The organism is Alteromonas sp. C1M14 (assembly GCF_018860965.1).
GTDB lineage: Bacteria > Pseudomonadota > Gammaproteobacteria > Enterobacterales > Alteromonadaceae > Alteromonas.
This window is the reverse complement of the sequence record NZ_JAHKQF010000014.1, coordinates 14,944-40,274: the sequence shown is the minus strand read 5'-3', so window position 1 is coordinate 40,274 and position 25,331 is coordinate 14,944. Positions and strand designations below refer to the sequence as shown.

Sequence of the window (25,331 nt, the reverse complement as noted above, 5' to 3'; positions counted from 1 at the left end):
AATATTGAGATTAAGATGTATCTAACGTATACATCGTATTGATGATACGCGAAACGCGGAGAAATTACATTGAAAAAGAATCAAGCAAAAACCCCGAAAGTCCCTGTTACATGCAGGGTTCCTGTGGAAGTACACAGGAGAGTCGCGGATATTGCCATAAGAGATAACCGCACGATTTCACAAGTGATGGATATGTGTGTAGCAGAAGGTCTAGAAAAGATTGAACAGCGCGTCAATCTTAAAGCGGTGCAGGGGGCGTGATGCTGAGAATTTCACTGAGTGACGGTAGCACCGTGACAAAAATTCGTGACGAACTGTATAGCGTATTAATAAAAAACGTTCCGGTGTTGTGCAAATCAATACGACTGGAGAGTTACGAGTTGGATGAGCAAGCAAACTATTTGATGTATTTGCATGTGGACTCGCTAGCTGTGGCATGTGTTCTGATTACAAAGGAGGATTTTTTAAACATTTATCATGCGATAAAGCCGGAAGTTGTAGACGTGCTGAACGTATTAGGAATAGCGAAAGTGAAAACCGCTGACACGGACCAGGTGCCAGCGGCAGGAACTAACAATGCAATCTCATAGGAATAATCAAATGCAAAGTCAACGTAATTATAACGCTGTTTTACATGCAGCGCATCTTTTGCTGAAAAGCAAACCGCAAGCGGCGGATGAATTCGCAAAAAAGCTGGGGAAATCCCCGAACTCGGTTCGAAACGAACTAAATCCGAATTTGATTGGGCACAAGCTGGGTCTAATCGACGCGTTAGACATGATGAATATAGCCGGAACATACAGCCTGTTGTATCAGATGGCGGCAGCATGCGGGTTTATTGTTGTCCCTGGGCAATATCTAAATGTCGGTGAAGACAGTCGGCTGTTAGATAAATTTTGCAAGTGGCAAGCGGCAGTCGGAAATACATGTCAGAGCATCTTTGATGCTATCGAAGATGACATGATCACCCCACTAGAGCTGAACAATATTACCAAAGCGGGTAATCAGAAGATGATTCAGTGGTTTAACGTTCAACATGCACTAGAACTAGAGGCGCAAAAGCATTATGCAAAACGCTAGCATCGAAGAAAAAGTGGATGTGAACGCATCCATGACAGAAATCAGTCATATGTCATCGGCGCAGGCACAGGTGATCATTCAAAAATTGAAAGCCGAACGCAATATTTTATCGACGCTTGCGAACTGTTTGTTAGCGCTGCAGTTTAAAGACATTAACGATAAGCAACGCCGCAGCCTAACGCATTTAATACGCATTCAGGCATCAATGGTTGGATTGGAGGTGCCAGAAGATGAATAGCACTATTCCCGCGGCAATCCAGCGCACTGGTATAAATCGCGTTAGTACGAACAAAGCAGATGGACAGCATATTAATTTAAAGGCTGGGGTAATTGGGTTGTTTTTTGGTGACGAGTTGGCAGAGGCATTACTAAAACGACAACAACGCAGGGAGCGTAAACATGGCAGAAGTTAAAAGTTTCACAAAAGAAGAAGAACGCATTCTGTTTTCGACACTACGTAAGTTTAGAAGCGTTGAATCTCAGCGTGATCTGAATTGGATGTTGTTTATGCGCTACACAGCGCGACGCGTAGAAACAGTGCATTTGATGAATATCGAACACGCAATGGACGCGCTGGAAAGTGGCTACCTAGATATTGAAAGTCATATGCAGAAAGGCGGCAAAGTAGGTAATGCTCGCGGGTTGAATAAGTCGCAAAAAATTTACTTGGTCGATGGTGCGCGAAAAGCCCTAGAAGCATTACTGCGCATCAATCGAAAAATGAAAGCAGATTTTGCGGGCAAAGCCGTTGACGATAACGCATTGATTTTGAGTAACCAGCGTCAGCGCATGAGCAAACGTGCCTATCAACAGCGTATGACGCACTGGTGTAATCAGGCCGGCATTGTGAAAGCTACCCCGCATTGGTTACGTCATACCTGGGCAGTGCGTCGGTTGCAAAACGCGACAAATGGCGCGGCGTTGCGGGAAGTCCAAGAGGTGCTAGGGCATCGTCATATCACAACTACGCAAATGTATACTCAGCCATCGCGGGACGACATGAAACGTACGATGCAAGAGGCAGCTTTGTAATGTTCAATCATAAAAAATTAGCGCCAATTCGCCAGGCCATAAAAGAACAACGTGAACGGCTATTAGCTGATAAAGCGCGGCGAGAAAAAGAGGACGCAAAGCGCGTTAAGGATCTATGCAATGGATGAATTTACAACATTGAACACAGAACAGCTGGCTACGCTGGAATACACCATCGACATGTTGCGTGACGAACTCAAAACGCAAATAGCGAGAGAGTTGATATTGCGTCAGCACGAATTAAAGCATTTTGGGCTGGGTACACAGCAATTTAGCGATTTAGTCATAACGCTAATGCCCACGTTAGAACGACTCGCAGAGTATCTGATATCACATTTAGTGCTGGAATTGCTTGTTGATATTGCTGTTACTAACTCTAACCCGCCAAAACAATAATTAACGAATTCAGAGGTAAACATGCTGACATTAGATCAGTTGCGCCAACGCATTACGTTGTCGAATTTAGCTGAACGAATCGGTTTAGTTCGTTGCAGTAAAAATGGTGATGTTGAGTTGTGGCGCCGACGTGATGCAGATAGGCCAGAATTATCAATCAGTGTCGAACATCAATACTGGCGTGACGCAAGGGGCGTTGGAGGTGGACACATAATTGATTTAGTGATGTGGGCGTTCGATTTAGATTACCCCACTGCAAACGAAAAATTGCACGATTTATATTATCTGCACTATTTACCAATGCGTGAAGATGATGACGTTCAGGGGAATGGCGATACAGAAAAGCTGTTGTACATCGCGAATAAAAACGCTGAGTACGCCGACAATGCATTTAAATATTTAAACAGCGAGCGAGGCATACCAGACCACGTTATTAAAGCCGGTATTGAAAACAAAACCCTGGGCTGGACGAATTACATAAATCCAAAAGTGTCAGCCGGTGAACCTCACCACGGCGGCGAGGCTGTCAGCTTTAATACATTTCATCCTCATACAAAAATGTTAGCTGCAGTGGATTACCGCTATTACGATGCAGAGCTGAACGGCGGCATGAAAACTAAATCCATGGGTCAAAAAAATGGTGTGTTCTGGATGCTAGACCCGCGGGCGTTGCGGGATGCACAGACCGTTTATGTTGTTGAAGGCCCATTAGATGCGCTCAGCATTGAGTCCGCATTCTGGGGGAATCCTACTGTATGCGCTATTGCGCTTCGAGGTACACAGGTGCAGGTGAACTGGCAGTTGTTCCGTGGCAAGACCATCATGAGTTGCTACGACAAAGACGAGCCAAAGCCTGATAAGAGAAATCCGAATGGACCATACCGCTGTTACTCTGCAGAGGCTGAATGGCGAATTCACGAAGGTTGTTTAGCCGCTGGCGTTGCCTGCTTTTTTGTTGATCGTAGTGAATGGGATTATGGGCAGGATGCTAACGACATATGGAAAGAACATAAAAGCCGACATAAGTTTACTCGCAAAGAGCCGTGGTTAATCCCTGGGCTTGCTGGTAAAGATAACGATGATGAACAGCAGCAACGAGCAAAACCCCGTATTTATTTGCCGCATCACGATCAGCAGCAATACTGGCGCTTTAGGGTAAAGCCCGATTTCATTTCATTCATCAAAATCTCGACAAATGATGACGGCGATACAAAAGAAAGTTTTGATGATGTGGCTGGTTTTAGGGTGGCCGGCGTGAGCCGCGTTGAAATAGCCAGCGCAGCGGCAACAATGAGTGGCGAAGAAGATAACGCACCACGAGTGCAGTTTGTCGCGCTGATCCAAAGTCCCCGCCACAAATCAAATTTACAGCGTAAAGTCATGGAAGATGAGCAGCTGCACAATCTCGACACCTGGCGCAAATTAGGTCCTATTTTCAACGCAAAAATGTTTTCGCGAATGCTGAATATTTTTGAACGTACAATCGGTATTGGATCTGTTAACGCGGCAAATTTTGTTGGGTTGTGCTATCTCAACGGTAAGCCTGTTGTAAACGAAGGCAAAGACTGCTTCTTCACAGAGCCGAAACAACAATGTCCCTATTCTGATTTTGCATTTCCACGGGGCATGCGCGGACATGCAGCGCAGGTTATTGAAGCGTATCAAACGACGTTTAGAGATAACGCGGCATCCCGGGCGCTGATATGGGTTATTGGTGCACAACTGAAACTGTTTTTAGGGTTTTGGCCGCACCTGATTATTCAAGCCGGCAAGGCATCAGGTAAAACCACGCTGCTAAAACGCATTGCCCGTAGCACAGGTCTAAAAATGTTATCTGGTCAATCGATGGGTACTGAATATCGATTGATGACTAGCGTATCTGGTACAAGTCATCCCATATGCTGGGAAGAATTGTCAGCACGTAAGGCCGAAATTATACATCGCGCCGTCTCATTACTGCAGGAATCGTACAATCACACAGAAACAACACGGGGCAGTGCCCAAACTCCATTTCTAATTTCAGCGCCGGTTCTACTGGCCGGGGAAGATGTGCCCGTTGAATCGTTAACCGGTAAAACAGTGCGAACGGATTTAAGTAATCGTAAAGGGCCGCTAATGCCCGAGAACTTGCCAAAATTCCCGATGTACGAATGGATGCAGTGGCTAGCAGAACTCGATAAATCAACAGTTCAGCGTTGTTTTTCTGTATGCCTAGGCAAATGCAATGTCTATTGCCGCTCACGCGATAACGACCGCGGCGCAGAACGTATGAGGGAGAACTATGCCGCACTTATGACCGCTTGGCGTTTAGCCTGCAGTTTTGCTGGTATCGATGACGTAACAGAAGAATTCGAACGCGACCTGATTGCCGAAATGAACGCGCATATAGCAGATACCAACAATGATCGTGACCCGTGGATATGGATTGTTGAAATTGTGATGGATGAAATAGCGGCTGGCAGATATCCATACCCGTACTCATTCGAAAAACAGAATGATTTTACAAGCGAGGGCGCAGATTACCTGTGTATCAGAGTACCGCAAATGATGTCGCATTTATCAACATCCGTGGCATTACGCGAAAAGTACAACAACATGCCCGTAAAAACCCCCCGCGTTTTAAAACAGCAATTAGAACAGGCCGGTTGTATTGAATCTGACGGTAAAGTCAGGTCAATTCAGGGCCAGCGTGTAGCGAATATGCAGCGGCTAAGCATCAAGAAATTAGAGCAGTTCGGGATCACAGTAACAATACCTGAAAACACACGAGCAGATAGAGGCGAATTAGTATGAAAGCGGACTATTTCAACAAAGTGTATCCCGTGGGTACACAGTTCAAATATTTCCCAATAAAGGGGAATTACAAATTCTCAATTGTACGTACCACATCACCGGCATGGGATATCCCCAGCAGTCGACATGCAGTAGTAAAAATAACTGGGCGCAAAGGGGGTATCTGCGTCTCATATCTGAAACAGGACTAACAAGGAATAACCATGCTCACATTTTTGCCAAATTTCGGAAAAATGCCAGTTGAGGCGAATAAAAACGTCAGCGTTATTTTGAATAACGAATCGTTTTATGAAGGGCCGGCCATTGATTTTGACTGGTCAGGAGACAAACCAACATCAGTGCAGGGTTGGAGGGAAATGCAACCTGGTGAAGTGCTGCACAGCGAACACAGGTTACCACACCGCCGTGGCAATAGCCGGTTGATGAAACACAACGGAGGAATCACAGCATGAATGCGGTTATAGGGTTAGTGGGACTAATTATTTTTACTACGCTGGATTTTGAAAATGCGCCTCTTATTGCTGCGTTGATAGTGGTGTTGTTTGTGTTGTTAGTGATTGAACGCCGCAGCCGTCGCAACGAATGCAGCAAAATTTGGAAGGAGGTTCACCGTGGCAACTAAAGGCGTTAATTCCGTCACGCTGGTTGGCAACCTCGGTTCAGACCCCGAGCTACGTTATACCAGAAAAAATGTTGCTGTGTGCTCTGTCTCTCTGGCCACAGCAGAAGTGTACAAAGACAGCAACGGTGTAAAGAGGGAGGAAACCGAATGGCACAAAGTGGTCATCTGGGCCAAACGGGCAGAGATAGTGGCCCAGTTCCGTGCAAAAGGTGATCAGCTCTATGTGCGCGGTAAAAACAAAACCCGTAAATGGACTGACGAAAACGGACAGGATCACTACGTGACCGAAGTTATCGTCGACCAGGACGGAGATATTCAACTGCTCGGTGGCAAAAACCCACAGAGCGTGTAACCAACGCCCGCGGACCAGGCGGGCTTAATTAGCAAAACTAAGGAACTAACAATGACCGATTTTAATCCGTTTTACCTAGAGGGTTCATTGCGCAACCCAAATCGAAAAAGCAGAAAGCCGTTAACCAAGCGCGATAAAGCTGAACGTGAAAAAGCGCTGCGAACCCGCCATGAAATCGAAGATTTCCGGCTGGCAAAGGAGTGTGGGATCAGTTTGGAGGAATTGCGCTCATGAGCACTGAAAAAACATATCAAGAAGTCAGCATTGAATTATGCATCGGCATACATGGCGTATGCATCATTTCAATTATGGGTGACGATCATGACGTTGTAGAACAAGACATATTGAATTGGGACCCCGAAAACTGGCTAGACCGACTGCCTGATCATGTGCAGCCCGTTCAAGGTGTATATGCCATAGATGCCCGGGTTACCTATTTAGATGATATCGATGAATGCAAATATGAAATTGTAGCGACACGCTGGGATGGGATTGAAGATGCCGGCCGAGACAAACAAACAGAAACAAAGGCGGCGTAGTTCAGACATCGATGTGGCCCTAGACGTGCTTTGCCGCTTGGCAAAGCCGGGCCAATGTTTGAACACACGAGAGATAGCCGAAGTTTGCGGGTGCTCACAAGTCACCATTTCACAAATCATGCGAAACGGCCTGAAAAAAGCACGAATAAAAGCGACCAGGCTGCAGCTACAAGATTATTTAGAGGAATAACAATGTTTGAATTCATTGCAGTTATTTTAGTATTCGTTGTTTTTGGTTTTTTTGTTGCCCTGGCGTTTGCCGGAGCCGCAAAAAATGGACAAGAGGATGACGAAGAATGAAAAACTTTAAACAACAAATGATTTAGCACGACGTCCGCTGCGAAAAATTATTTCATTTGGGAATCCTGACTGCACAGGAAATCCTGCGGCCCGATAGCACACCTGGAAGCGTTTCAGATGGTACAACTGCTTAAGCCCGCCAATGAGAAAATAGACCGGCTACTCAGAGCAGACCGATAAAACAAAGCCCGCGTGATGCGGGCTTTTCACATTAATAACAGTGAAAACTGCACTTCAAGACAGCTTTCGCTGTAAATTCTACAGTTTAAAATAGCACTACAATTTACAAACTAACTACAATGATGCATTTCAATACACTACTTAAACTAAAGAGCGCGAATACACGGTTGCCGTTGCAATGTGCCTTCTACTATCTAGGCAAAGAAATCTTTGAATTTAGAAGCAGGCCAACACCAGGCTTGGAGTTGATAAATAATGAATTTATTGGTTTACGCGATATAAAAACAGAAAATTTAAATTTGCGCTTCGACTTAGAGAAAACCTAAACGATATAGTTTAGGGTTATCGGAGTTATTGAGCGTTTGACACTTAGGGTTATTGGGGTTACTATTAACAGACAATCTGTGAAGATTTGAGTAATCATTAAAGAATAAAAAAAGTTTGTTCATTAACCGATATTGGTAGTAACAGGAGATAGTACTTTCTTATGCGCTAACAAACTAACGGCCAAAAATTTTAATGAATTCAAGATATTTGATTGATGTACTGAAAGCTAACGGGTGGTACGAAGTAAAAGTAAGAGGTTCTCATCATTACTTTAAACATCCAGTAATAAAAACCAAAGTCACGGTTCCGCACCCTAAAAAGGACTTACCTATTGGTACGGCAAACCGAATATTGAAAGATGCCCAGATTAAATAATCTGGGTTCATTTTTCTAAACACGGAACTTAACAAGCAATAATAACAATAATAACTGGGAATTTACGGTACAAAATATGCTCACTAAATATCCGATTGCAGTGGAAAAGCCAGACGGCGATACCGCTTACGGAGTGGTGTTCCCTGATATAGCAGGCTGCTATTCCGCCGGCGAAACATTAGATGAGGCGATTAGTAACGCCAAAGAAGCTCTAGAAGGATTTCTTGAGCTTTGTGGAGAGGAAGGCGACGCGATACCAGAGCCAGGGAGTATTGACGCTCACAAAAACGATCCGGATTTTGATAATTATATCTGGTCTTTTATTGAAGTTGATTTAACTCCTTTCTTGGGTAAATCCAAGAAGATTAACGTAACACTGCCAGAGTATCTGATTCATCAAATCGATGCGCTGGCCAATACCAATCCGCAATATAAAACTCGTTCTGGATTTTTAGCTGCAGCTGCTGCACATGAGCTGCAAGCTAGAAGGTAAACGAAGGCTGGACGCTACTAGTTTGCAGAATAAAAGGCCCGCGAATGCGGGCTTTTTATTGCGATTTATATCATTTGTACCTATTTTAAAAGGCTCGAATAATATAAATGGAATGATTTATGGAAGATAAACCCGAATATCAAATACAAAAAGAAATTGAATACAATGATAGTTTGTTGAACGACAACTATGTGATTTTCCCAATGATCGCACTGTTAGCCAGCGTGGTTATATTTTCACTGTGCTTTCTAATTGCAGTCGCTACTATGCCCGGAGGCGCAAAATTAATAAATCACAGTGCAATTGAATTTATACCATCTGTTACCTGGTTAGTATCCGGCATGGCTTTATCTATGATAATCGCCGGGTTAGGTAAGCTGGTTGATTACTGCGACAAGATATATAAAAACAAATGAACAAAGATGAGTTTAATAAGCGGGTTCACTTTCCCGCTTTTTTTTGTTTTGCGCGTCTAAATTTAAATGAACGTACACCAATGCTTTCGAGCGCTTCCTGTATTGCTGTTTTCACCTCATGCGGATTGGCCCCGGTGCTGTGACTAGCGCCGAGGCTGATGTTTGCAACACCATCCACGATGGTTGCTGATGCTGTAAAGTCTCTGGGTAGAGGTTCGCCAGGTGTGCGGATATGCACAACTACAGGTTCCAACTCTACGTGACGCCCTGATTTTTTAGAAATGTAATGGATCATACGTGCCCCGGTATTATTTATAATGTTGGCGGCATGCGTTGCATCCACCCAGTTTCATTAATTTAAATTTTTACGGTGGGCGGTGTTAGGGCAAGAGTCTATTATGATGTTATTATTTTTTCGCATTCGTTGATAAGAATGTGCAGTGCGAGGGTATAATCAGCGCTGGTTTCTTCCATCAGAATTATTAATGCTCGAATAGCAGATAAGTGACAAATTAGGGCGTGCGTTTCCGTATTCATAACTACTCCATTTTACAATCAATACTGTATGAATATTCAGTAATATTAACAGTTGCACAATAATGTTTATGTTAATCAGAATCCACTTTTAATAATAATTTGTTATAAAGTGGATTGTGTATAGCTAATTGCTTTCTAACTGTGATACGAGATATTTAGTAACACTATTTAGTGTTTCGTACCGCACGTTATTACTACACATCAAACACCAATTCCGTATTGTCTTCCATTTCAACCCGTCAATGGCTGAACGTTGGTTGTTTTCGATGGCAACAATGGTTTCTCTACTCAATCCTATGTCGTCAGCTATTTGTTGTTGTGTAAATCCGGCTTCAAGGCGTAGCTGCCTAAGATAAGTTCCATCGAAAGATTCTGGTATTTGTGACATTTATACGTACGGCTTGTGATTGGTCCTAAATCATATATGGAGTATATCCCCTGATATTTCAAAGGTTTGGTCGGGGGTATATGTTTTTGACATTAGACAATTCATGCTTTTACTTCAATGGAATGCATCTATAATGTTGAATTGTAAGGGTTTTATTGTTGTTTCGCTTTTTATTTCTGTCAATTTTCATGTTTATTTTGTCAATTTTTACCGAATTCCTGTCAGATTTCTAACTTTCCGTTTTTTGCTCAACTTTATTTATTTTATTATTTTTTTATAAAAAAGAGATAGTTACAAAAACATCAAGGAAAACCTTGAAAGTTGGGAATGTCAATTTTCATTTTAATAACTGGTCTGAGTTGTCAAAAATAAAAAGCTGAATTTCACGTTTTTGGACAAAGTTGGACATGCAGAAACCCTTTACTTACTTGGGCTAGGAGGGTACAAGGATGTAAATGTCAAAAATTAAGCGGGAAATGCCCCCATAGGAAATTTTTTATGAAAAATCTGATAAAAGAATGGCTGCATTTCAAGTTAATGAATGAAGGTAAGTCATCAGAAACCACAAAAAAGTACGGATATTACCTATCGTTATTGGAACAATTCTGTGATGCCGAAGGAGTTAAAGGCCTAGCAATCACTACAAAACAGATGGAAATGTTTGTGGGTTTGTTTTTGCATAATAAAAAATTAAAGCCCAGCTCACGGCGTACAGCTGTTGCAGCGGTGAAAGGTTTCTACAAGTGGTTGAGTTCAGAAGGTTATATTGCCCATGATCCCACTGTTAGCCTGCCTTATCCCGCATCAGATAAAAAAATCCCTGTTGCTATGGGATTAAAGAATTTTGAAAAACTACTGCAGCAATGTGATCTAGATACGTTTTTAGGTGTGCGTGATGCGGCCATCATAGCGCTACTGGGCGGCTGTGGTTTCCGCGTTGGCGGTATAGCGGGGCTAAATCAGAGCCATATTGTTATCTATGATTACCAGGGTACTGACCGTATGGCGATCCGCGTGTTTGAGAAGGGTAAGAAAGAACGCATGGTGCCTGTCCCGCTAGAAGCACAAATATATTTACGGGTTTATATTGGACACCCAGAACTAAATTCCATCAACCGCACGCTCGCCAATGGTGACCAGGTGCTGTTTGTAAGCGTCCAGAACCGCAAGGTTAACGAGTGGGATTATTACGGCGAGAACCGGCGTATGGGCATACGTTCGATACAGAAGATGATAGAGCAGCGAGGCGAGAAAGCCGGTATACCTGCAGACCAGTGCCATCCACACGCCCTTCGCCATCTCACCGGTACCGAATACGCTGAAAATGACCTGGACCTAATTACTAGGCAAATGCTACTTGGGCACTCAGACCCCAACGCAACAGCAATATATACTCAGATGGCCATGCGCAAACTCACAGAACAAATAGATAAAGCCAACCCACTTGGCAAGGTGAGCTCTGCGGCCGGTGCGCTCATATCACAGCTAAAATAATATAGAAAACATTAACAGAGATGCCTATTCACGGCACACTTGAATCGTGGAAAACAAATAGTGTGTACCAACTATGTTTAATATATCTATGTTTAAAGGGGTGCGTAGCGCCCCCTGAAACTACCCTTTTAAACGGGCAATAGCATACAGGTACGTGGAACTCTTAGTTGCGCATTATATACAAAAAGCGAAACATCACATTAAGCCAGGTACACTACATCAGCCCTGCAGCACTGCACATCTAATGAATAGCGCAACAAAATATAAAAATATCCATCACTAGCTATATAGGCGCCCAAAGAATAGGCATATACAGCTAGGTTTAGTATGATTGTGTAAGGGGTGGGGGCTCGGCATAGATCTGAACAGCCATCAGCAGGTTAGGGTGGGTACCAGCATATCTGCACATGTTTAAAACTCGCTATTTAGGCAATCACTATGAACAAACAAATGAGTGCCAGCCAGAAACTGAAAATCGCAGAGTTGGAACAATTAAATTTACCTAAGCTGTGGCGAGAAATTGCCAGGGCCACAGGACCAGATGTATTTATAAAAATATGGCGTATCGCCAGTGCCCCGGAATACCAGTGGAAAGGTAATTCAATCTACGTACCATCAATAAATAAATATTACGAATACCAACGGGTTCAAATTGCAAAAACACTGCTAGCAAAAAACAAAAGCTGCAGTGAAGTAGCTAAGATTTTAAACGAACACGGCATACCATCTTCGGTATCCACCGTTGAACGCATTGCAAAAAAATACAACTTAAATAACCCGCCCGCCGATATAGAAATACCCAAAGTTACAGGAACCAATTATCAAATGAGCTTATTCTGATCACAAATCAGCATAGCTATAATTTTGCAGGAACTTAACATGACCACATGCATTATCTATGCTCGCGTTTCAACGGTGAAACAAGCCGAAAAGGAATTACCGGTACAAAGCCAAATTGAGAAGTGCCGGCAACATGCTGAATCACTAAATGCAGATATTAAGAAAGTATTTACCGATGAAGGTATTTCCGGCACATCAGATAACCGACCAGCATTCCAACAAGCAATTACATACTGTGAAAACTTCGATGTTGATTATTTTGTCTGTTGGAGTACTTCACGATTTGCACGCAATGCGTTAGAAGCAAAGCTAAACAAGCGACGTTTAGCAAACAGCAATACAAAGATAGCTTACGTATCACAAAACATCGATGACGGCGATTCAGGGTTCATCTATGAAGGGATCCTTGAACTATTTGATGAATATTATTCTCGCCAAGTATCACAAGACACAAAACGTTCAATGATAGCCAATGCCCAAAAGGGTTTTTTTAACGGCGGTTACGTCACATTTGGATATCAGCAAGAATCAGTACCTGGGCAAAAAAAGAAAACGCGGCTAGTGCCGAACCCACTTGAAACAGGAACGGTAAACAGGATTTTTGAATTAAAGCTGGCTAGCTATGGTGGCAAACAGATTGCTGAACTGCTGAATGCAGAAGGGCGTTTAAACCGCGGTAAAAAATGGAATAAAACGACTATTTTAGAATTGCTGCGCAACGAACGTGTTGTCGGCAAAGTGGCCTTTGGCAAAAAGGGGCGCAATGGTGCGTTACCGCGTTCAGAATGGATTATTGTTGATAGCCATGAACCTATTGTAAACATCGAAACATTTAACGCCGTGCAAGCCATGATGGACAAACAAACCAATACTGCAGTACGGGAAGAAGGGTCAGCAAAGAGCACTCGATTCTTCACGGGCATCTTAAAATGCGGAAAATGTGGCCAATCAATGAAGATTGAACGTGCCAAAGGCGCGACTAAGGTTTATTACTACTACAATTGTGGCACTAAAAAAGCCGGGTTAGGATGCGAGAACCGACGAATCAATACAGCCGTGTTCGACCCTTGGATGGTGGACGTTATATGCTCAGAAGTGTTTACAGAGCGAAATTTAAAATACCTAATGCTGCAACTGAATGATTTATGCGGTTCATGGGCACAGAAAAAGCGTGATCGATGCAATGACCTAATTCACCAAATACGAGAAATGGAACGTCGAAACTCACGATTGTATGAAATGCTGGAAGATGCAACAGGCGTTTACAATATACAAGATTTGGCACCACGTCTACGCAGCAACAATGAAGCGATTAGAAAGCTAAATACTGAACTGGCCGTTGCTGAAACTGAAAAACCGCCAACACTCGATATAACCGAAAAAGACCTAACTGAATTAAGCGAATTATTAGTCGACATAATCAAAACAACGAATAATCCTGGGAAAGTGCGAGAGTTTTTTAAAACTTTCTTACATTCTATCATGGTGCAAGATGATGAAATTAAAGTTAAATACCGTCCCGAAGCCTTACTTTCTGCGCATTCTGGGATAGTTCCCAGTAGTGAAAATTGGCTCCCCGCCCCGTCCCTACTGGGAACTATCAACGTTCCATTTGTGCTATTTAGTCGTAAGTTACCGATAAAACTAAGAAAAGCATCATAATCATGATATTTACAAATAGTTCCCCAATACAATTTTGCCCTAACGCTGCTTATGGCCTGCAGTCAAAATAAATAATATGAAGAAAGACAAATTGAAATATTTGGAACCGCGCAACGACATTACATTTCGATGTGATGCGTGCCGCCACGTTTGGGATTCAGAACCAGATGACGTGGTTGAAGATAGCAATCTATCACATCCCTATCGTTATTTTGCTGATTGCCCAGAATGTGGTGACCGTGCGCAACAAATACCCTGGCAACGCGGGTTATTTTCTAGTTATGTAAAAAGTACGGGCCCAAGAACGTTGGAAGGCAAAGCCGCATCAGCTGCTAATTTAGATGGTCACCCCACCCCAGAAGAAGCAATGCGCACTCGATTTAATGCACTGAAACATGGGGCAGCAGCAAAGCAGGCGTTATATTTCCCCGCCCGCCCAGGTCAATACGAGGCCTGTAAAACCTGTGATATTGATTTTGATTATTGTGCTACCCAGGTTGCATGCACTCGTCGAACCGAATTGTTCATGCGGCATTTGATTGCGATAGAAAGTAATGACCCTAGAGTGTTGCGCGAACATCACGCGATCACACAGGCTAACTTGGCTACGTTAATGGATGACATGTTACTTAGCGTTATCAGCAAAGGTGTACTGCTTGAAACGCCAGCTTATGCATTCGATAAGGACGGCGGGTTTCACCTGGCAGAATACACGGATTCTAACACTGGCGAAAAAAAGAAAATCATGGATGCAAAAGCGAATCCGTTGCTTAAACATATTTTCGATTTGATGAGCAAAAACAACTTGTCTTTGTCTGACATGGGCATGACTCAACGAGTACAAGAAGAAAATGAAATTCAGATGGGCCGACTGCAGCAAGATGAAAAACAAAAATCTAGTTTACTCGAGTTCCAACAAAGCCAAGCACAGAGTTTAGATAAACTGCAAGAAATGCTGAAAAACTCGCAGAAAGAACTGGAAAACGACCCAATTTTAATTGAACACAAACAAGCGAACGGTGATGGCTGAACGTGTTACTGCGAAAGAACGCCGCCGACTGCAAAATTTAGCAGAGACGGAAATTTTGCGTTATCAGCATGATCATGCTTTATGGCATAAACATGTGCATGACGTTACGCTCGACCCTATGCAGGTATTAAAGTGTTTGGAAATGGATAAATACCAAAACACGGTTGATAACAGCTGTCGACGCACAGGTAAAACCGCAGTTAAAGAAATGTGGATTCAGAAATACCTGGCATGCAACCCCGATCAAGAACTAGGTATTGTTGCGCCTAAAGAGGCGCAGAGTTTGGTAAATCTTGGTTATCACTTAGATGCCATTCGACGTTCTGACATTCTTAGCAACTTCATCGAATATCGCAACGGTAGAAAGCAAATGAGCGATACATATTATCGCTTTGCAAATCGCAGTGTTGCCCGAGGTTACGGTATTTTTAGTCAAATAGACGGTGGTGACTTAACCATGGCAAGTATTGAGGAAGTTGACGACCTAGATCAAGAACGCTTAAATTCTCGCTTCCTGCTTACCATGGGTTCAACGCGTCGTCTTGGCGCCGATGCAGATGCTAAAAATGACCCTATAATACGTATTACCGGTGTTTTCAAAGGCGCATCGGTACTTTCTAGCCTGCTCGAAACAAAAAAATACCATTTATTACCGACTGTAGATTGCCACCTTGGGGTCCAACTGGGGATCCTGAACGGCAAATTTATTGACGATATGAAAGTACAATTGTCTCCGGAAGAATATATTCGCCAGCTGTTATGCATAAACACATCATCAACAAACCTCATATGGGAAAAATACATACGTGCCGCCATACAAACCGGTGCAAAAGTTAATGCCGATATGGTTATTCCAGAACCCGGAGCCCGCTATAAAAAACGCGGGTTACTAAGTTTTGGTTATGACGCAGCAGGGCATGGTGAATCTGCTAACGCATCGAAGCATGCATTTATTGTTTCGGAACAGGTAGGAAATTACGTTGTTTTCATATTTGCTAAAACATGGGCTCCTGGTACCGATGACACCATTGTTAAAAACGACTTACTTGCATTTTGGCGTTACTTTCGACCAGATTATGCCATTGGCGATGCATACGGCCTTGGTATGCTCACTCAGCTAAACCACGATTTATTTGCCGAGGGTCTTACAGACATTAACATTCGCGCTGTTAATGACGGCGAATCGAACGCCAGTGCCTGGAATGAATGGGCATTTGCACCACTACGATTTGAAGGTTCTATGAAACACAATATGGCGCAAGCGCTCAGAGCAATATTTCACCATTTACATGCTGTTATTCCCTATGTCGACCATTTATCATCAACAGGGTTAGATAGTGAAAGCATGGCCGTTAGTGACATGCAAACATATATAAAGCAGCTATCAAATATACGCCCGGAAGAAACAACAAAAAGTTATTCCAGTTACGTTATGGTTTTGAAAAAAATAGGTGATGATTTGTTTGATGCTGCGATGGCCAGCGTCTGGGGTTTAGCTACTCGCGGCAACCCTAAACCTGCCACCGTTGTTGCAACAACATCACGCAGCCGAGACGAACTACTGGGCACACAAATGTACATTGCGGGGAATTAACATGGGTTTACTTAGTAAAATTACGGGCCGATTTGGGCGCCATTCATCGGGCGATATGGTTGTCACACCAACAGAAGAACAAGAAAGTATTAACGATACCCGCCGTGGAACGACAGTTGATTCTAATAATTACCTGCGCCGCATGTACGATGAAATGTATGTATCGCCAGAATACAAAGCGTCAGTGTTAAGCATTCGTACAATGGATAAACAGGACGGGCGAGTAAAAAAGATTCATCGCCGCATGGCGCGTGACGCAACCAAGGGAGGTATACGCATACATTGGAAAGGTGCAGAAAATAAGCGTATCAGCAAATTGTTTACCCAATGGAAAAAACGAATGGGCCTCGATAACGCACAAAAACTGCAATCCGATGCGAGAGGGGCCGTAATGGAAGGGCAGCTTGCGTTACAGTGGGTTGTTAACGACCGCCGCGAAATGACGTTGGGTTTGCGTATGCCTGGTGAAACCATGTATCCAGACACAGATGCAACAGGCCAGTTCAAAAGCACGCAATCAGCATATAAACAGTTAGATCCCGTTGGCGGTTACCAGATAATTGCTGAATTTGCGTTTTGGCAAATATCAATGGTTCGCCTTGATCCTGATAATTTTGACGATTACGGCGCCCCTGGCCGCCCGTATTTAGATGCATCCCGCAAATCATGGAAGCAACTCACTATGACCGAAGACGATTTAGTGATACGCCGAAGAACACGCGCTCCACAACGTTTTAGCCATGTATTAGAAGGCGCAGAGGATAAAAAATTACAAGCATATAAAAATGAACAGGAAGCGGTAAAAGGTGAGATCACCACTGATTTCTATTCGAATTGTAAAGGCGGTGTCACGGCATTAGGCGGTGATGCGCAGTTAGATGCAATTGCTGATGTTGTTCATCTTCTGGATACGTTCTTTGCTGGCGCGCCCGCACCAAAAGGCCTTTTCGGATATTCGGATGGATTAAACAGGGATATACTCGAAGACCTTAAAAAAGACTACTTCGAAGAAATTGATGGCCTTCAGGATACCTTGTCGCAAGCGTATTACGAAGGGTTCCGTTTGCAGCTGTTGTTAAACGGGATCAATCCTGATGCATATGATTTCCAAGTGCAATTTTCAGAACGAAAAACAGAGACACGCAATCAAAAAGCGGACCTTGCATTGAAATATCAAGCGATGGGTGTACCTGATTCCCACGTATGGGAAACCGCCGGGCTTGAACCTGAAAATGTAATGGACCGAATTAAAGCACAAAAAAATAGCAAAGACCCATACCCTAGTGAACAGGATGATGACGATGGTACGGTAACTAATGACGGTACCAAACAACGTGTTACCATTACACCTGGCAATCAATCCAAAGGGGAATCGGCCACCCATGTGTCAAACACTTAAACCTCTGGACGACAGGATCATTATTTCTGATGATCCTAGAGAAAACGAATCATTCATTGAAGTAATAGACAAACGCCCGTCGACAACTGCAACAGTGTTGGCTGTTGGCCCTGGCCGCGTACTTAAAAACGGACGGCGCGCACCCATGGGGGTTAGCGTTGGTGATAAAATTTTTATTAGCTGTTATGCCGGATTTCGTTACGAACTTGAAACCGGCACCGTGCGCATTATCCATGAAGCTGATGTTCAGGCCGTGTTATGAGCGAATTATCACGAAAAAAGGCTACGATTCGACGCGCCCAATCATTAGCCCTTACTGCATACCTTACTTTAGACAAAGAAAGTCTTTCGACGTTAAGCGAGCATTACGAAGATAGCCTAACTGAAATACTTGCTGTATTAGCATTTCATGCTGACTCACTGGGTATTATTCGCTTGCAGAATTTACAAGCGTTACGGCGTGATGTTGAATCTGTCATAGATAGTTTGTCTCGATTACAAACCTCACTATTAAATAGCAGTATTGAACAGGGGGCAGAAATTGGAACCCGCGCATTTCAATCACAAAAAACCATTGAATCTGCGTTAGATATTAGTCAGCGTACTACCCATTACGTACAGCAGTTTACGGGAGCCGATGGATTACAGTTATCTGATCGCATATGGATAATTAACGACAGCAATAAAACAGCTATCACCCGGGCAATAAATAGCGCCGTTATTCAAGGTAATTCAGCTAGTGAAGCGGTGGCGCAACTGTTAGCAAATGGAGAAACCCCGCCGACTCAAATGCAAAACAAAGTTCAAAATGCCAGCGAAAGGGAAATAGGCAAAGTGCTAAAAGCTCAATCAAAAGATCCTGACGCTGCATATTGGCAAGCCCGTCGACTATTCCGCACTGAAATTAATCGTGCTTATGGCATGGCGTATCAAAACAGCCTTGTTGATGATGATGACGTAGTAGGAACGCGCTTCATGCTTAGCCCTAATCACCCCCGCGTTGATATTTGCGATATGCATGCAACGGTTAACCGCTATGGCCTTGGCCGTGGCGTTTACCCGAAAGGCAAAAGCCCATGGCCGGCACACCCCAATACACTGAGCTACGAAGAAGCCGTATTTATTGATGAAGTTACCGATGAAGATCGTGCCGGAAAAGAAGACCGCATAAACTGGCTTTCTAACCAACCCGGCAATGTTCGCGTTGGTATTCTTGGCGTGTATAAAAGCAATTTATTGAAAAACGGCGTATTGAAAGAAACAATGATTAATTCAAAAGTCCGAGCTTTGAAAAAACGGTTTGGTTAGTTTTTTGCCCTAACCCTGCTGTTTACACCTTGTCACACTAACAACAGTTATTGTTAGCAGAGTGTGGACATGGGCCAACACAACAATCGTTATATTCAACTTGCCGCACCAACGGATACCCGTACGGTGCGTTTCCTTGCCTCTGCTGTTTCGGTGGATGCCGAACGGCAGACCAGCGTTGTCACGGTTACTCGCACAGGTCAATTTTTTGACCCCCGATATGGTCAATTTGAAATTACGCCAGTTATGCTGCAAAGCATGATTGATAATTTCAATGCCAACGTGTTCGGACAGGACATATATGTGGACCGTGCGCACAAATCATCAGATGGCGCTGCCGGCACAATTAGACGCTTATTCCTGGATGGGAACAAACTGCGTGCAGAGGTGGCGTGGACACCCTTTGGTCAGGATCTGATTAAACGTAAAGGGTATCGCTATCTAAGTGCAGAATTCATTGAGAATTTTGTCACCAATGAACATCCATTCACTGAGCATGGGCCAACCTTATTGGGTGCCGGCCTGGTTGTTCGACCTTGTATTAAAAACCTTGACCGAGTTGAACTTTCTGAAAGCGATGACTTTACCGGCATGCAGCTTATTAGCGAGCAACTTGCAACCGAACTATCTGAGGAATCAAACGTGGAAAAATTAATCCAACTTTTTACCGCTGCGCTTGAAAATAAAAAGCTTAGCGAAACCGCCATCAATAAGTGGGTAGCTACAGCAACCAAAGCACTTGAAAGTGTTTCTGATGAAACACAGCAAAAGCAGCTGATGGCACAACTGCAAGATACGGCTTTATCATTAGCAGAAAGCACCCCTGAATCTGTGCCTAACATTACATTAAATGCATCAACTACCGGATTATCGAAAGAAGATGTTGTTGCGCTAGTGCAACAAATTGAAGACGACCGAATTAAAGTGCTGGAAGGGGTAAAAGCCAAACTGGACGCCAACGTGAAGTTGTTTTCTGAAACCATTAATGGCACTAAATCACTGTCTGAAGACGTAAAAGCGAAGTTACTTAAAGCGTCTGAACTGGTAACCGGTGATATGACTGAAAGCCAGGTTAAAGCCATGGCAACACAGCAAATCACACTGGGTGAAGAACTTGAATCTCAGTCTAAATTAGCCGGTATGGGATTCACTGGCGCTCATGGCCCGATGGGTTCAGTTATGCTTGCATCAGGTCATAATGCCAATGCAATGAAATTAGCCCAGGATGTGCGTAAACAGTTAAAGCTTACATCATCCTTTGCAAATGGCAGTATTCGTTTGTCTGACACTGTAGACCCATTTGTTGATAACGTACTTACACTATTTGATGGTCAGTACAACCAGCAATTAATGCGTGAGCATAAAGTGTTGTCGGGTGAAGAAGGCAGCATCAGCGATACCTCGCTACCTTACGCCTTTCGCCGTGAAGTTATTCGTGAAGCACTCCATGATTTGAATATCCTGCAATTAGTAGCAACTAGCACGGATCCAACCGCGCAAACCACAACACAGATACCCTACGAAGAACGCAAGGCGTTTGCAGGCCGCACTGATGGCTTAGTGTTTGAGCGAGGTGGGATACCAAAAGCCGGCGTGAGTCAAAAAATGGATACTGCATACATTAATGCGATGAAAATTGCGTTTAACGTATCTAATGAAATGATGCATTTTACCCGCGTATCTGGTGTAAACTGGGATGCATGGGGTCGACATGTGGCCACTTGTTCTCGCATTTTACGTGAAATTGTTGTTCGTCGGCTAGCGAACGAAATGTTGCGTATGTCAGATAGCTATCAAGCTGCATCGATTTCAGATGAAGATATCGCGTCACAATTGGACGGTTCTACAAGCGAAATCAAAACAGCTCAGTTCCCCATTGTACGTCCGCATCAAGTTTATGATTTACAGGGCAACCCTGTTGGTACTGCATCTAACCCGCTGGTACTCACTATTAGTGGCACTGTTATTGAAGCGTTTGATGGAACGGGGCAACAAGCCACCGGTACATACTACATCATCACCAATGCTAACTTGGGTTACATTACGCTTGTCAACGAAGCCGGTGAAGCTGTTACACCTACATCATCCACGGCAACAATTAGCTACAGTGCAGCAACTAACGTTGCTAAATTTGATATTGACCTGCCCGCTGAATCTAAGCTGGAAGAACACCTAAACGGATTGTTGCGTAAAATTGGTAGTCGTAAGGCTGTCATGAAGGACGAACGATATATCACGCCTAACTTCTTATTGATGAGTAACACCCTAAATGACACTTGCAGTAATGCTGATCAGTTCGTTGTTAGCTTGAAACGGGATGGCGCAGATACAACTGGCATGGGTGATCTGGAAAAAGTAAAAGGGTTACCTGCATGGGGTACGAACGCACCGGGCATTGATCTGGGAGATGAGCGTATCTTGATGGGTGAACGCGGCACATCGAATTATGTTGTTGCCAAAGCATTCGCCATTGGAGAAATGCAGGAGGGGCGCGATCCTACTACTGGCGAACTGAACGGAACAAAAGAAGCCTACGGTGAAGAATACAACGCAATTCATACGCCTAAGCCTCTGGCTAACCGTTACACGTCTGTATTGGTTTATTCAGCCACGAACCGTTAATTAAACCATTAAAAAAGAAAAAGGCAGGACCATATGGTCCTGCCTTGTTGGGGTATAGCATGAAAAAGTTAATCACAAACAACACCGAGAATTTAAAATTTTACAACAGTGTGTTGATTCATCCTAACGAGTCGAGATTAGTACCTGTAATTGCATCAGCAGTGAAACATCAGTTTGACCCTTCATCCATCATCAGCTTAAAAGTCAGTGAAATTAAAACCCGTTTAAATGTGCTAACAATTGACGAACTCAGCCAGTTAAAAGTTGCTGAAGAATCAAATCAATCTCGACAAAGTGCAATTAAGCTCATTGATGCTGAAATTGAGAAACGCGAATATGATAATGAGCTTAGCGAATTTGCGTTAACATTGTCATCAATCGATAATTTAGATGAACTTCAACTTGAAGTTGCTGATGATGAAGTAAAATTGGCAATGGTAGAACAAGAAATTGAAAGCCGCGCCGAGAAATTAAAAGATGACAATCAGTAAAGACACACTTATTAGTGCAGTAATCGATGCGTTATCTGGAAGTGCAAAACTACTTGATTTCACAAATGAAAGTACATTTTCTGATACCGTTATTGATAATGCTTTAGATGCGTTAGCCAAGTTAGCACCAAACACCGGCGTACAAACACTGACATTACAGCCTAATGTAATGGTTTATCCTGCGCCCGCCGATGCATGGGCATTCAAATCAAGTTCCTGGGGGGTTAAACAATCTGTTGCCCCATGGGAACCCGGCTTTGTATCACGACTGCCAACTATTGAACTGAACAACGGCAATCTTTATTTTAGCTTTGCACCTACTGCTGCGATGATAAACACGCTGGGCTCTGCGTTCACATTTTTTTATTACTCAACGTTCGAATATGACGGTACCGAAATCGCAGTTGAACCTCGCAAGCAGGGGCTGCTATTACTGCTGTGTCAAATGGAGTGTATGAAAGCGTTGACCATCCGCGAAGCGGGCACACAAGTAACAGCGAAGACATCAAACGGGAAAATTCAGTTTGGCAACGCACAAAAGGCCTATGCTGTATTAGAAAGTGAGGCGAAAGCATTGGCTGGAAGCTTATGAGTAATGATGTAGTGCTTGAGTTAAATACCCGATCATTGCTGAACTATTTGCAAAAAAGTCTCGGTTTAATCGATGCTAGCACGGCCAAAATATTACGCCGCGCCGCCATTGAAGGTGCGAGAGAGGCTAAAAGAGCTGCACCAAAAGCTGATTCTACTCTTACCAACTCAATACAAAATAAACAAGTATCACTAAGTCACCAACAAATTGTTGCAGGGGCGCATTATGCTCGATATGTCGAAGAAGGCACAAAACGGGGGGGCTGGGTACCTGATAAAACATTGATGGATTGGATCAGTGTAAAGAATATTACGCCACGAGACAGCGACATGAGTTTGGAAGAACTGGTGTACCTGATACAAACGAAGATTTTTTACAATGGCACGCCGGCCCAGCCATACATGAAACCTGCAGCGGAACAGCTCAGAAAAGTATTGCCCGATATCGCGGTGGGCATATTGAAAACACAACTTGATATTGGGCAGGTAGCCAAATGACACCATCTGACAAACTAAACAAAATAAAATTAAGTTTAGAATCGTTGGTACCTAATGCGTATGTCACTCGCAATTACGAAGAACTAAACACCAAAGAGAGCGAAACCAAGCCAATTTACGCCGTAGTGTCGGCGGGGTTCCCGCGATTTGGAGATTGGTACAACACCGATGATCGCAAACATAAATTTATGATAATCGCCCAACAATGGGTCAGCGACAGTGTGAACGGTGAAGCCCGTGAAGAATTAGAATTTACCATGCTGGAAAACATTACCACCCTGGTACAGAAAGACGGTGAAACGGGAGAAGAAACCAATATAGAAATTACGGAAGCTCACCAATCCCGCCAGATGGATCCTAACCATGCCTGGGTAGTTGCTGAACTGCAATTTAACGACCTTTAATTTTGCCCTAACGCTGACGCGCACATATTGAAACACTAGCCCTATCAGAAAGGGGGGCTAGCATGCCTTATATCATCAAAAATTCGAGTTCCAAACCGGTGCGCAGTGCCGGCATAGATTTCAAACCTGGCGAAAACACGATTCCAGATGCTGAGTTAACTAGCGCTCAACTGGTACAGATTTATGCTGTGCCGGTTCTCACTGTATCTTCAGCTGCTGAATCTAAAGCCGTATCAAACAACACTAAGGATGCCAAATCATGAGTGCTGTGTTTCAAAAATACAAAGTAAAGCGACTTTTATTGACCATGGCGGTTTTCACCACGGGCACGCCAGGCGAAGACTATATAGATAACGGTGATACGCCTGTACTCATACAAACCAAAAATGCTGAACTGACACTCAACATCGACACCATTGATAGAGAGCTGGACGACGCCACCTTGGGTTATAAACCTCAGATGCTTGTTGGTCAGCACTTTGAAATATCCGCAGAAGTTGAAGTAGCAGGAAGTGGCACAGCGGGTGATGCACCGGTGTATGGTGGCGCACTGCGTATTGGTGCATTTGATGAAACTGTTACATCAGGCACCAGCGTTGCGTACGAGCAGATGGACGATGAAACATGGCCAGATGCGACAGTGTATTTTTATCATGCTGGACGTAATCACAAATTACTCGGTGCCCAGACTAACGTTAGTTGGTCATTGGCCAATGGAGGCGTGCCAACGTATACCCTGACAATCAAGGGTATTTATGGCGGAGTATTGGCAGAATCCATGCCAACACCATCATTTAATCAAATCACACCGGTTAAAGTTGGCAGTAAATACACCACATTTTCGTTAGATGGTACCGAATATGCCATGGTGAATTATTCGTGCGACCAAAGCATGGAGGTGAACTACACCGACATACCAGGCTATGAAGGCATCAGTATCGATGACATTAAGCCCGAAGGGTCAATTGAAATTCTGGCGCCAGCTCATGGCGATTTAGACCCCTTTGCGTTAGTTAACGCCGAAGACCCAGCCTATCTATCGTTGTTATGCGCGCACGGCGTGACAGGCGGTAATATCGTCACATTCTCAAACCCTGAAATTCAAATCCTTGGCGTGAGCTATGGCGAGTTTGAAGGAAAACGTACCTTTGTACTGCCTTATGGCTGCATTGGCAAAAACAAAATTACGGTGGCCTGATGAAGCTTAAAATCATATCAAAAGAATCGGTTGTATGGCCGGTCACAGTGAATATTCCCGCAGATGGTGGCAGTAATGAAAAGCACAGCTTTTATGCCAGATTCAAGCGAATGAAGGAATACGAATTTGATCGCTACGCTCAAAAAGGGCAAACCCAGCTATTGCGAAAACTCATTCTAGCCGTCGGAGAAACGGATAAAGATCTTGAGGAAGTCGACGACGAAGATTTACAGGAACTGCTGAGTGACACTAATTACCGCGTTGGTTTATATAACGCCTACCTACGGATGGATGCCGGGGTAGAAGAAAAAAACTCTTAGAGGCCGCTCAATTTTGGGTCGGCCCTGCAGTAACGAACAAGGATAAAGAG

At 43.7% G+C, this 25,331-nt stretch carries 35 protein-coding genes; 32 read left to right on the top strand and 3 right to left on the bottom strand.

The annotated features are described in order from the left end of the window. Positions 1-123: 123 nt before the first annotated feature. From KO501_RS12470 to KO501_RS12395, 16 genes are all read left to right on the top strand, one after another. On the top strand, positions 124-261 hold the full coding sequence (locus KO501_RS12470; protein WP_216030008.1) for a hypothetical protein: 138 nt from the start codon (positions 124-126) through the stop codon (positions 259-261). Next, on the top strand, positions 261-590 hold the full coding sequence (locus KO501_RS12465) for a hypothetical protein (RefSeq protein WP_216030007.1): 330 nt from the start codon (positions 261-263) through the stop codon (positions 588-590). Before KO501_RS12470 ends, KO501_RS12465 begins: the two co-directional genes overlap by 1 nt. Positions 591-600: 10 nt before the next feature. Further along, complete coding sequence (locus KO501_RS12460; RefSeq protein WP_216030006.1) at positions 601-1,080, top strand: phage regulatory CII family protein; 480 nt, start codon at positions 601-603, stop codon at positions 1,078-1,080. Continuing rightward, positions 1,067-1,318 (top strand): hypothetical protein, encoded by a 252-nt coding sequence (locus tag KO501_RS12455; protein ID WP_216030005.1) that lies wholly within the window; start codon positions 1,067-1,069, stop codon positions 1,316-1,318. Before KO501_RS12460 ends, KO501_RS12455 begins: the two co-directional genes overlap by 14 nt. Further along, on the top strand, positions 1,311-1,493 hold the full coding sequence (locus KO501_RS12450; protein ID WP_216030004.1) for a hypothetical protein: 183 nt from the start codon (positions 1,311-1,313) through the stop codon (positions 1,491-1,493). Before KO501_RS12455 ends, KO501_RS12450 begins: the two co-directional genes overlap by 8 nt. Further along, the gene (locus tag KO501_RS12445) at positions 1,480-2,112 is read left to right on the top strand and encodes a tyrosine-type recombinase/integrase (protein WP_216030003.1); all 633 of its coding nucleotides are present in this window, start codon (positions 1,480-1,482) and stop codon (positions 2,110-2,112) included. Before KO501_RS12450 ends, KO501_RS12445 begins: the two co-directional genes overlap by 14 nt. Before the next feature lie 120 nt (positions 2,113-2,232). Next, positions 2,233-2,508 (top strand): hypothetical protein, encoded by a 276-nt coding sequence (locus KO501_RS12440; protein WP_216030002.1) that lies wholly within the window; start codon positions 2,233-2,235, stop codon positions 2,506-2,508. A gap of 21 nt (positions 2,509-2,529) precedes the next feature. Then, the gene (locus tag KO501_RS12435) at positions 2,530-5,301 is read left to right on the top strand and encodes a toprim domain-containing protein (RefSeq protein WP_216030001.1); all 2,772 of its coding nucleotides are present in this window, start codon (positions 2,530-2,532) and stop codon (positions 5,299-5,301) included. Between the two features lie 203 nt (positions 5,302-5,504). After that, the gene (locus KO501_RS12430) at positions 5,505-5,753 is read left to right on the top strand and encodes a hypothetical protein (protein WP_216030000.1); all 249 of its coding nucleotides are present in this window, start codon (positions 5,505-5,507) and stop codon (positions 5,751-5,753) included. Further along, positions 5,750-5,923 (top strand): hypothetical protein, encoded by a 174-nt coding sequence (locus KO501_RS12425; RefSeq protein WP_216029999.1) that lies wholly within the window; start codon positions 5,750-5,752, stop codon positions 5,921-5,923. The genes KO501_RS12430 and KO501_RS12425 overlap by 4 nt, the downstream gene beginning before the upstream one ends. After that, entirely contained in the window at positions 5,913-6,275 is a 363-nt protein-coding gene (gene ssb / locus KO501_RS12420) for a single-stranded DNA-binding protein (RefSeq protein WP_216029998.1), read from the top strand. Before KO501_RS12425 ends, ssb begins: the two co-directional genes overlap by 11 nt. Positions 6,276-6,326: 51 nt before the next feature. Then, positions 6,327-6,509 carry a hypothetical protein gene (locus KO501_RS12415; protein ID WP_216029997.1) on the top strand — a complete coding sequence of 61 codons (183 nt, stop codon included), beginning with the start codon at positions 6,327-6,329 and terminating at the stop codon, positions 6,507-6,509. Continuing rightward, positions 6,506-6,814, top strand: a complete 309-nt coding sequence (locus KO501_RS12410) for a hypothetical protein (RefSeq protein ID WP_216029996.1) — start codon at positions 6,506-6,508, stop codon at positions 6,812-6,814. Before KO501_RS12415 ends, KO501_RS12410 begins: the two co-directional genes overlap by 4 nt. A 999-nt stretch (positions 6,815-7,813) precedes the next feature. Beyond that, entirely contained in the window at positions 7,814-7,996 is a 183-nt protein-coding gene (locus tag KO501_RS12405; RefSeq protein ID WP_216029995.1) for a type II toxin-antitoxin system HicA family toxin, read from the top strand. A 76-nt stretch (positions 7,997-8,072) separates the two neighbouring features. Next, positions 8,073-8,489, top strand: a complete 417-nt coding sequence (locus KO501_RS12400; RefSeq protein ID WP_216029994.1) for a type II toxin-antitoxin system HicB family antitoxin — start codon at positions 8,073-8,075, stop codon at positions 8,487-8,489. Positions 8,490-8,608: 119 nt separating this feature from the next. Next, positions 8,609-8,905, top strand: a complete 297-nt coding sequence (locus KO501_RS12395) for a hypothetical protein (RefSeq protein WP_216029993.1) — start codon at positions 8,609-8,611, stop codon at positions 8,903-8,905. 25 nt (positions 8,906-8,930) lie between these two features. Here KO501_RS12395 and KO501_RS12390 read toward each other — a convergent pair whose 3' ends face one another. From KO501_RS12390 to KO501_RS18560, 3 genes are all read right to left on the bottom strand, one after another. Then, entirely contained in the window at positions 8,931-9,248 is a 318-nt protein-coding gene (locus KO501_RS12390; protein ID WP_216029992.1) for a hypothetical protein, read from the bottom strand. A gap of 53 nt (positions 9,249-9,301) precedes the next feature. After that, on the bottom strand, positions 9,302-9,442 hold the full coding sequence (locus tag KO501_RS12385) for a hypothetical protein (RefSeq protein WP_216029991.1): 141 nt from the start codon (positions 9,440-9,442) through the stop codon (positions 9,302-9,304). A 124-nt stretch (positions 9,443-9,566) separates the two neighbouring features. Then, positions 9,567-9,830: a helix-turn-helix transcriptional regulator gene (locus KO501_RS18560; RefSeq protein ID WP_216029990.1), complete on the bottom strand. Its 264-nt coding sequence runs from the start codon at positions 9,828-9,830 to the stop codon at positions 9,567-9,569. 498 nt (positions 9,831-10,328) lie between these two features. Between KO501_RS18560 and KO501_RS12375 the strand changes: the two genes are divergently transcribed. The 16 genes from KO501_RS12375 (at position 10,329) to KO501_RS12300 (ending at position 25,281) form a co-directional block, all read left to right on the top strand. Then, a complete protein-coding gene (locus KO501_RS12375) occupies positions 10,329-11,324 on the top strand; it encodes a tyrosine-type recombinase/integrase (protein WP_216029989.1) in 996 nt (331 codons plus the stop codon). 438 nt (positions 11,325-11,762) lie between these two features. Further along, entirely contained in the window at positions 11,763-12,164 is a 402-nt protein-coding gene (locus KO501_RS12370) for a hypothetical protein (protein ID WP_216029988.1), read from the top strand. A 39-nt stretch (positions 12,165-12,203) separates the two neighbouring features. After that, a complete protein-coding gene (locus tag KO501_RS12365) occupies positions 12,204-13,826 on the top strand; it encodes a recombinase family protein (RefSeq protein WP_252728401.1) in 1,623 nt (540 codons plus the stop codon). Positions 13,827-13,917: 91 nt separating this feature from the next. Beyond that, a complete protein-coding gene (locus KO501_RS12360; RefSeq protein ID WP_216029986.1) occupies positions 13,918-14,856 on the top strand; it encodes a hypothetical protein in 939 nt (312 codons plus the stop codon). Continuing rightward, the gene (locus tag KO501_RS12355; RefSeq protein ID WP_216029985.1) at positions 14,849-16,450 is read left to right on the top strand and encodes a hypothetical protein; all 1,602 of its coding nucleotides are present in this window, start codon (positions 14,849-14,851) and stop codon (positions 16,448-16,450) included. Before KO501_RS12360 ends, KO501_RS12355 begins: the two co-directional genes overlap by 8 nt. A 1-nt stretch (position 16,451) precedes the next feature. After that, the gene (locus KO501_RS12350) at positions 16,452-17,849 is read left to right on the top strand and encodes a portal protein (RefSeq protein ID WP_216029984.1); all 1,398 of its coding nucleotides are present in this window, start codon (positions 16,452-16,454) and stop codon (positions 17,847-17,849) included. Further along, positions 17,833-18,111, top strand: coding sequence for a hypothetical protein (locus KO501_RS12345; protein WP_216029983.1), 279 nt, complete (start codon positions 17,833-17,835; stop codon positions 18,109-18,111). The genes KO501_RS12350 and KO501_RS12345 overlap by 17 nt, the downstream gene beginning before the upstream one ends. Beyond that, entirely contained in the window at positions 18,108-19,157 is a 1,050-nt protein-coding gene (locus KO501_RS12340; RefSeq protein WP_216029982.1) for a hypothetical protein, read from the top strand. The genes KO501_RS12345 and KO501_RS12340 overlap by 4 nt, the downstream gene beginning before the upstream one ends. A gap of 69 nt (positions 19,158-19,226) precedes the next feature. Then, positions 19,227-21,779: a phage protease gene (locus KO501_RS12335; protein ID WP_216029981.1), complete on the top strand. Its 2,553-nt coding sequence runs from the start codon at positions 19,227-19,229 to the stop codon at positions 21,777-21,779. A gap of 59 nt (positions 21,780-21,838) precedes the next feature. Further along, the gene (locus KO501_RS12330) at positions 21,839-22,270 is read left to right on the top strand and encodes a hypothetical protein (protein WP_216029980.1); all 432 of its coding nucleotides are present in this window, start codon (positions 21,839-21,841) and stop codon (positions 22,268-22,270) included. Continuing rightward, positions 22,257-22,862: a hypothetical protein gene (locus tag KO501_RS12325; RefSeq protein WP_216029979.1), complete on the top strand. Its 606-nt coding sequence runs from the start codon at positions 22,257-22,259 to the stop codon at positions 22,860-22,862. Before KO501_RS12330 ends, KO501_RS12325 begins: the two co-directional genes overlap by 14 nt. Then, the gene (locus KO501_RS12320; protein ID WP_216029978.1) at positions 22,859-23,359 is read left to right on the top strand and encodes an HK97-gp10 family putative phage morphogenesis protein; all 501 of its coding nucleotides are present in this window, start codon (positions 22,859-22,861) and stop codon (positions 23,357-23,359) included. Before KO501_RS12325 ends, KO501_RS12320 begins: the two co-directional genes overlap by 4 nt. Then, positions 23,356-23,763 carry a hypothetical protein gene (locus tag KO501_RS12315; RefSeq protein WP_216029977.1) on the top strand — a complete coding sequence of 136 codons (408 nt, stop codon included), beginning with the start codon at positions 23,356-23,358 and terminating at the stop codon, positions 23,761-23,763. The genes KO501_RS12320 and KO501_RS12315 overlap by 4 nt, the downstream gene beginning before the upstream one ends. Positions 23,764-23,825: 62 nt before the next feature. Beyond that, positions 23,826-24,026 (top strand): hypothetical protein, encoded by a 201-nt coding sequence (locus KO501_RS12310; protein ID WP_216029976.1) that lies wholly within the window; start codon positions 23,826-23,828, stop codon positions 24,024-24,026. Beyond that, a complete protein-coding gene (locus KO501_RS12305; RefSeq protein WP_216029975.1) occupies positions 24,023-24,961 on the top strand; it encodes a hypothetical protein in 939 nt (312 codons plus the stop codon). Before KO501_RS12310 ends, KO501_RS12305 begins: the two co-directional genes overlap by 4 nt. Then, complete coding sequence (locus KO501_RS12300) at positions 24,961-25,281, top strand: hypothetical protein (protein ID WP_216029974.1); 321 nt, start codon at positions 24,961-24,963, stop codon at positions 25,279-25,281. Before KO501_RS12305 ends, KO501_RS12300 begins: the two co-directional genes overlap by 1 nt. Positions 25,282-25,331: the final 50 nt, after the last annotated feature.

What these genes read in the sequence shown, in the direction of transcription:
- KO501_RS12465 (WP_216030007.1), top strand. Translation starts at nt 261, where the DNA reads ATGCTGAGAATTTCACTGAGTGACGGTAGCACCGTGACAAAAATTCGT.
- KO501_RS12460 (WP_216030006.1), top strand. Translation starts at nt 601, where the DNA reads ATGCAAAGTCAACGTAATTATAACGCTGTTTTACATGCAGCGCATCTT.
- KO501_RS12455 (WP_216030005.1), top strand. Translation starts at nt 1,067, where the DNA reads ATGCAAAACGCTAGCATCGAAGAAAAAGTGGATGTGAACGCATCCATG.
- KO501_RS12450 (WP_216030004.1), top strand. Translation starts at nt 1,311, where the DNA reads ATGAATAGCACTATTCCCGCGGCAATCCAGCGCACTGGTATAAATCGC.
- KO501_RS12445 (WP_216030003.1), top strand. Translation starts at nt 1,480, where the DNA reads ATGGCAGAAGTTAAAAGTTTCACAAAAGAAGAAGAACGCATTCTGTTT.
- KO501_RS12440 (WP_216030002.1), top strand. Translation starts at nt 2,233, where the DNA reads ATGGATGAATTTACAACATTGAACACAGAACAGCTGGCTACGCTGGAA.
- KO501_RS12435 (WP_216030001.1), top strand. Translation starts at nt 2,530, where the DNA reads ATGCTGACATTAGATCAGTTGCGCCAACGCATTACGTTGTCGAATTTA.
- KO501_RS12430 (WP_216030000.1), top strand. Translation starts at nt 5,505, where the DNA reads ATGCTCACATTTTTGCCAAATTTCGGAAAAATGCCAGTTGAGGCGAAT.
- KO501_RS12425 (WP_216029999.1), top strand. Translation starts at nt 5,750, where the DNA reads ATGAATGCGGTTATAGGGTTAGTGGGACTAATTATTTTTACTACGCTG.
- KO501_RS12415 (WP_216029997.1), top strand. Translation starts at nt 6,327, where the DNA reads ATGACCGATTTTAATCCGTTTTACCTAGAGGGTTCATTGCGCAACCCA.
- KO501_RS12410 (WP_216029996.1), top strand. Translation starts at nt 6,506, where the DNA reads ATGAGCACTGAAAAAACATATCAAGAAGTCAGCATTGAATTATGCATC.
- KO501_RS12405 (WP_216029995.1), top strand. Translation starts at nt 7,814, where the DNA reads ATGAATTCAAGATATTTGATTGATGTACTGAAAGCTAACGGGTGGTAC.
- KO501_RS12400 (WP_216029994.1), top strand. Translation starts at nt 8,073, where the DNA reads ATGCTCACTAAATATCCGATTGCAGTGGAAAAGCCAGACGGCGATACC.
- KO501_RS12395 (WP_216029993.1), top strand. Translation starts at nt 8,609, where the DNA reads ATGGAAGATAAACCCGAATATCAAATACAAAAAGAAATTGAATACAAT.
- KO501_RS12385 (WP_216029991.1), bottom strand. Translation starts at nt 9,442, where the DNA reads ATGAATACGGAAACGCACGCCCTAATTTGTCACTTATCTGCTATTCGA.
- KO501_RS18560 (WP_216029990.1), bottom strand. Translation starts at nt 9,830, where the DNA reads ATGTCACAAATACCAGAATCTTTCGATGGAACTTATCTTAGGCAGCTA.
- KO501_RS12375 (WP_216029989.1), top strand. Translation starts at nt 10,329, where the DNA reads ATGAAAAATCTGATAAAAGAATGGCTGCATTTCAAGTTAATGAATGAA.
- KO501_RS12370 (WP_216029988.1), top strand. Translation starts at nt 11,763, where the DNA reads ATGAACAAACAAATGAGTGCCAGCCAGAAACTGAAAATCGCAGAGTTG.
- KO501_RS12365 (WP_252728401.1), top strand. Translation starts at nt 12,204, where the DNA reads ATGACCACATGCATTATCTATGCTCGCGTTTCAACGGTGAAACAAGCC.
- KO501_RS12355 (WP_216029985.1), top strand. Translation starts at nt 14,849, where the DNA reads ATGGCTGAACGTGTTACTGCGAAAGAACGCCGCCGACTGCAAAATTTA.
- KO501_RS12350 (WP_216029984.1), top strand. Translation starts at nt 16,452, where the DNA reads ATGGGTTTACTTAGTAAAATTACGGGCCGATTTGGGCGCCATTCATCG.
- KO501_RS12345 (WP_216029983.1), top strand. Translation starts at nt 17,833, where the DNA reads ATGTGTCAAACACTTAAACCTCTGGACGACAGGATCATTATTTCTGAT.
- KO501_RS12340 (WP_216029982.1), top strand. Translation starts at nt 18,108, where the DNA reads ATGAGCGAATTATCACGAAAAAAGGCTACGATTCGACGCGCCCAATCA.
- KO501_RS12335 (WP_216029981.1), top strand. Translation starts at nt 19,227, where the DNA reads ATGGGCCAACACAACAATCGTTATATTCAACTTGCCGCACCAACGGAT.
- KO501_RS12330 (WP_216029980.1), top strand. Translation starts at nt 21,839, where the DNA reads ATGAAAAAGTTAATCACAAACAACACCGAGAATTTAAAATTTTACAAC.
- KO501_RS12325 (WP_216029979.1), top strand. Translation starts at nt 22,257, where the DNA reads ATGACAATCAGTAAAGACACACTTATTAGTGCAGTAATCGATGCGTTA.
- KO501_RS12320 (WP_216029978.1), top strand. Translation starts at nt 22,859, where the DNA reads ATGAGTAATGATGTAGTGCTTGAGTTAAATACCCGATCATTGCTGAAC.
- KO501_RS12315 (WP_216029977.1), top strand. Translation starts at nt 23,356, where the DNA reads ATGACACCATCTGACAAACTAAACAAAATAAAATTAAGTTTAGAATCG.
- KO501_RS12310 (WP_216029976.1), top strand. Translation starts at nt 23,826, where the DNA reads ATGCCTTATATCATCAAAAATTCGAGTTCCAAACCGGTGCGCAGTGCC.
- KO501_RS12305 (WP_216029975.1), top strand. Translation starts at nt 24,023, where the DNA reads ATGAGTGCTGTGTTTCAAAAATACAAAGTAAAGCGACTTTTATTGACC.
- KO501_RS12300 (WP_216029974.1), top strand. Translation starts at nt 24,961, where the DNA reads ATGAAGCTTAAAATCATATCAAAAGAATCGGTTGTATGGCCGGTCACA.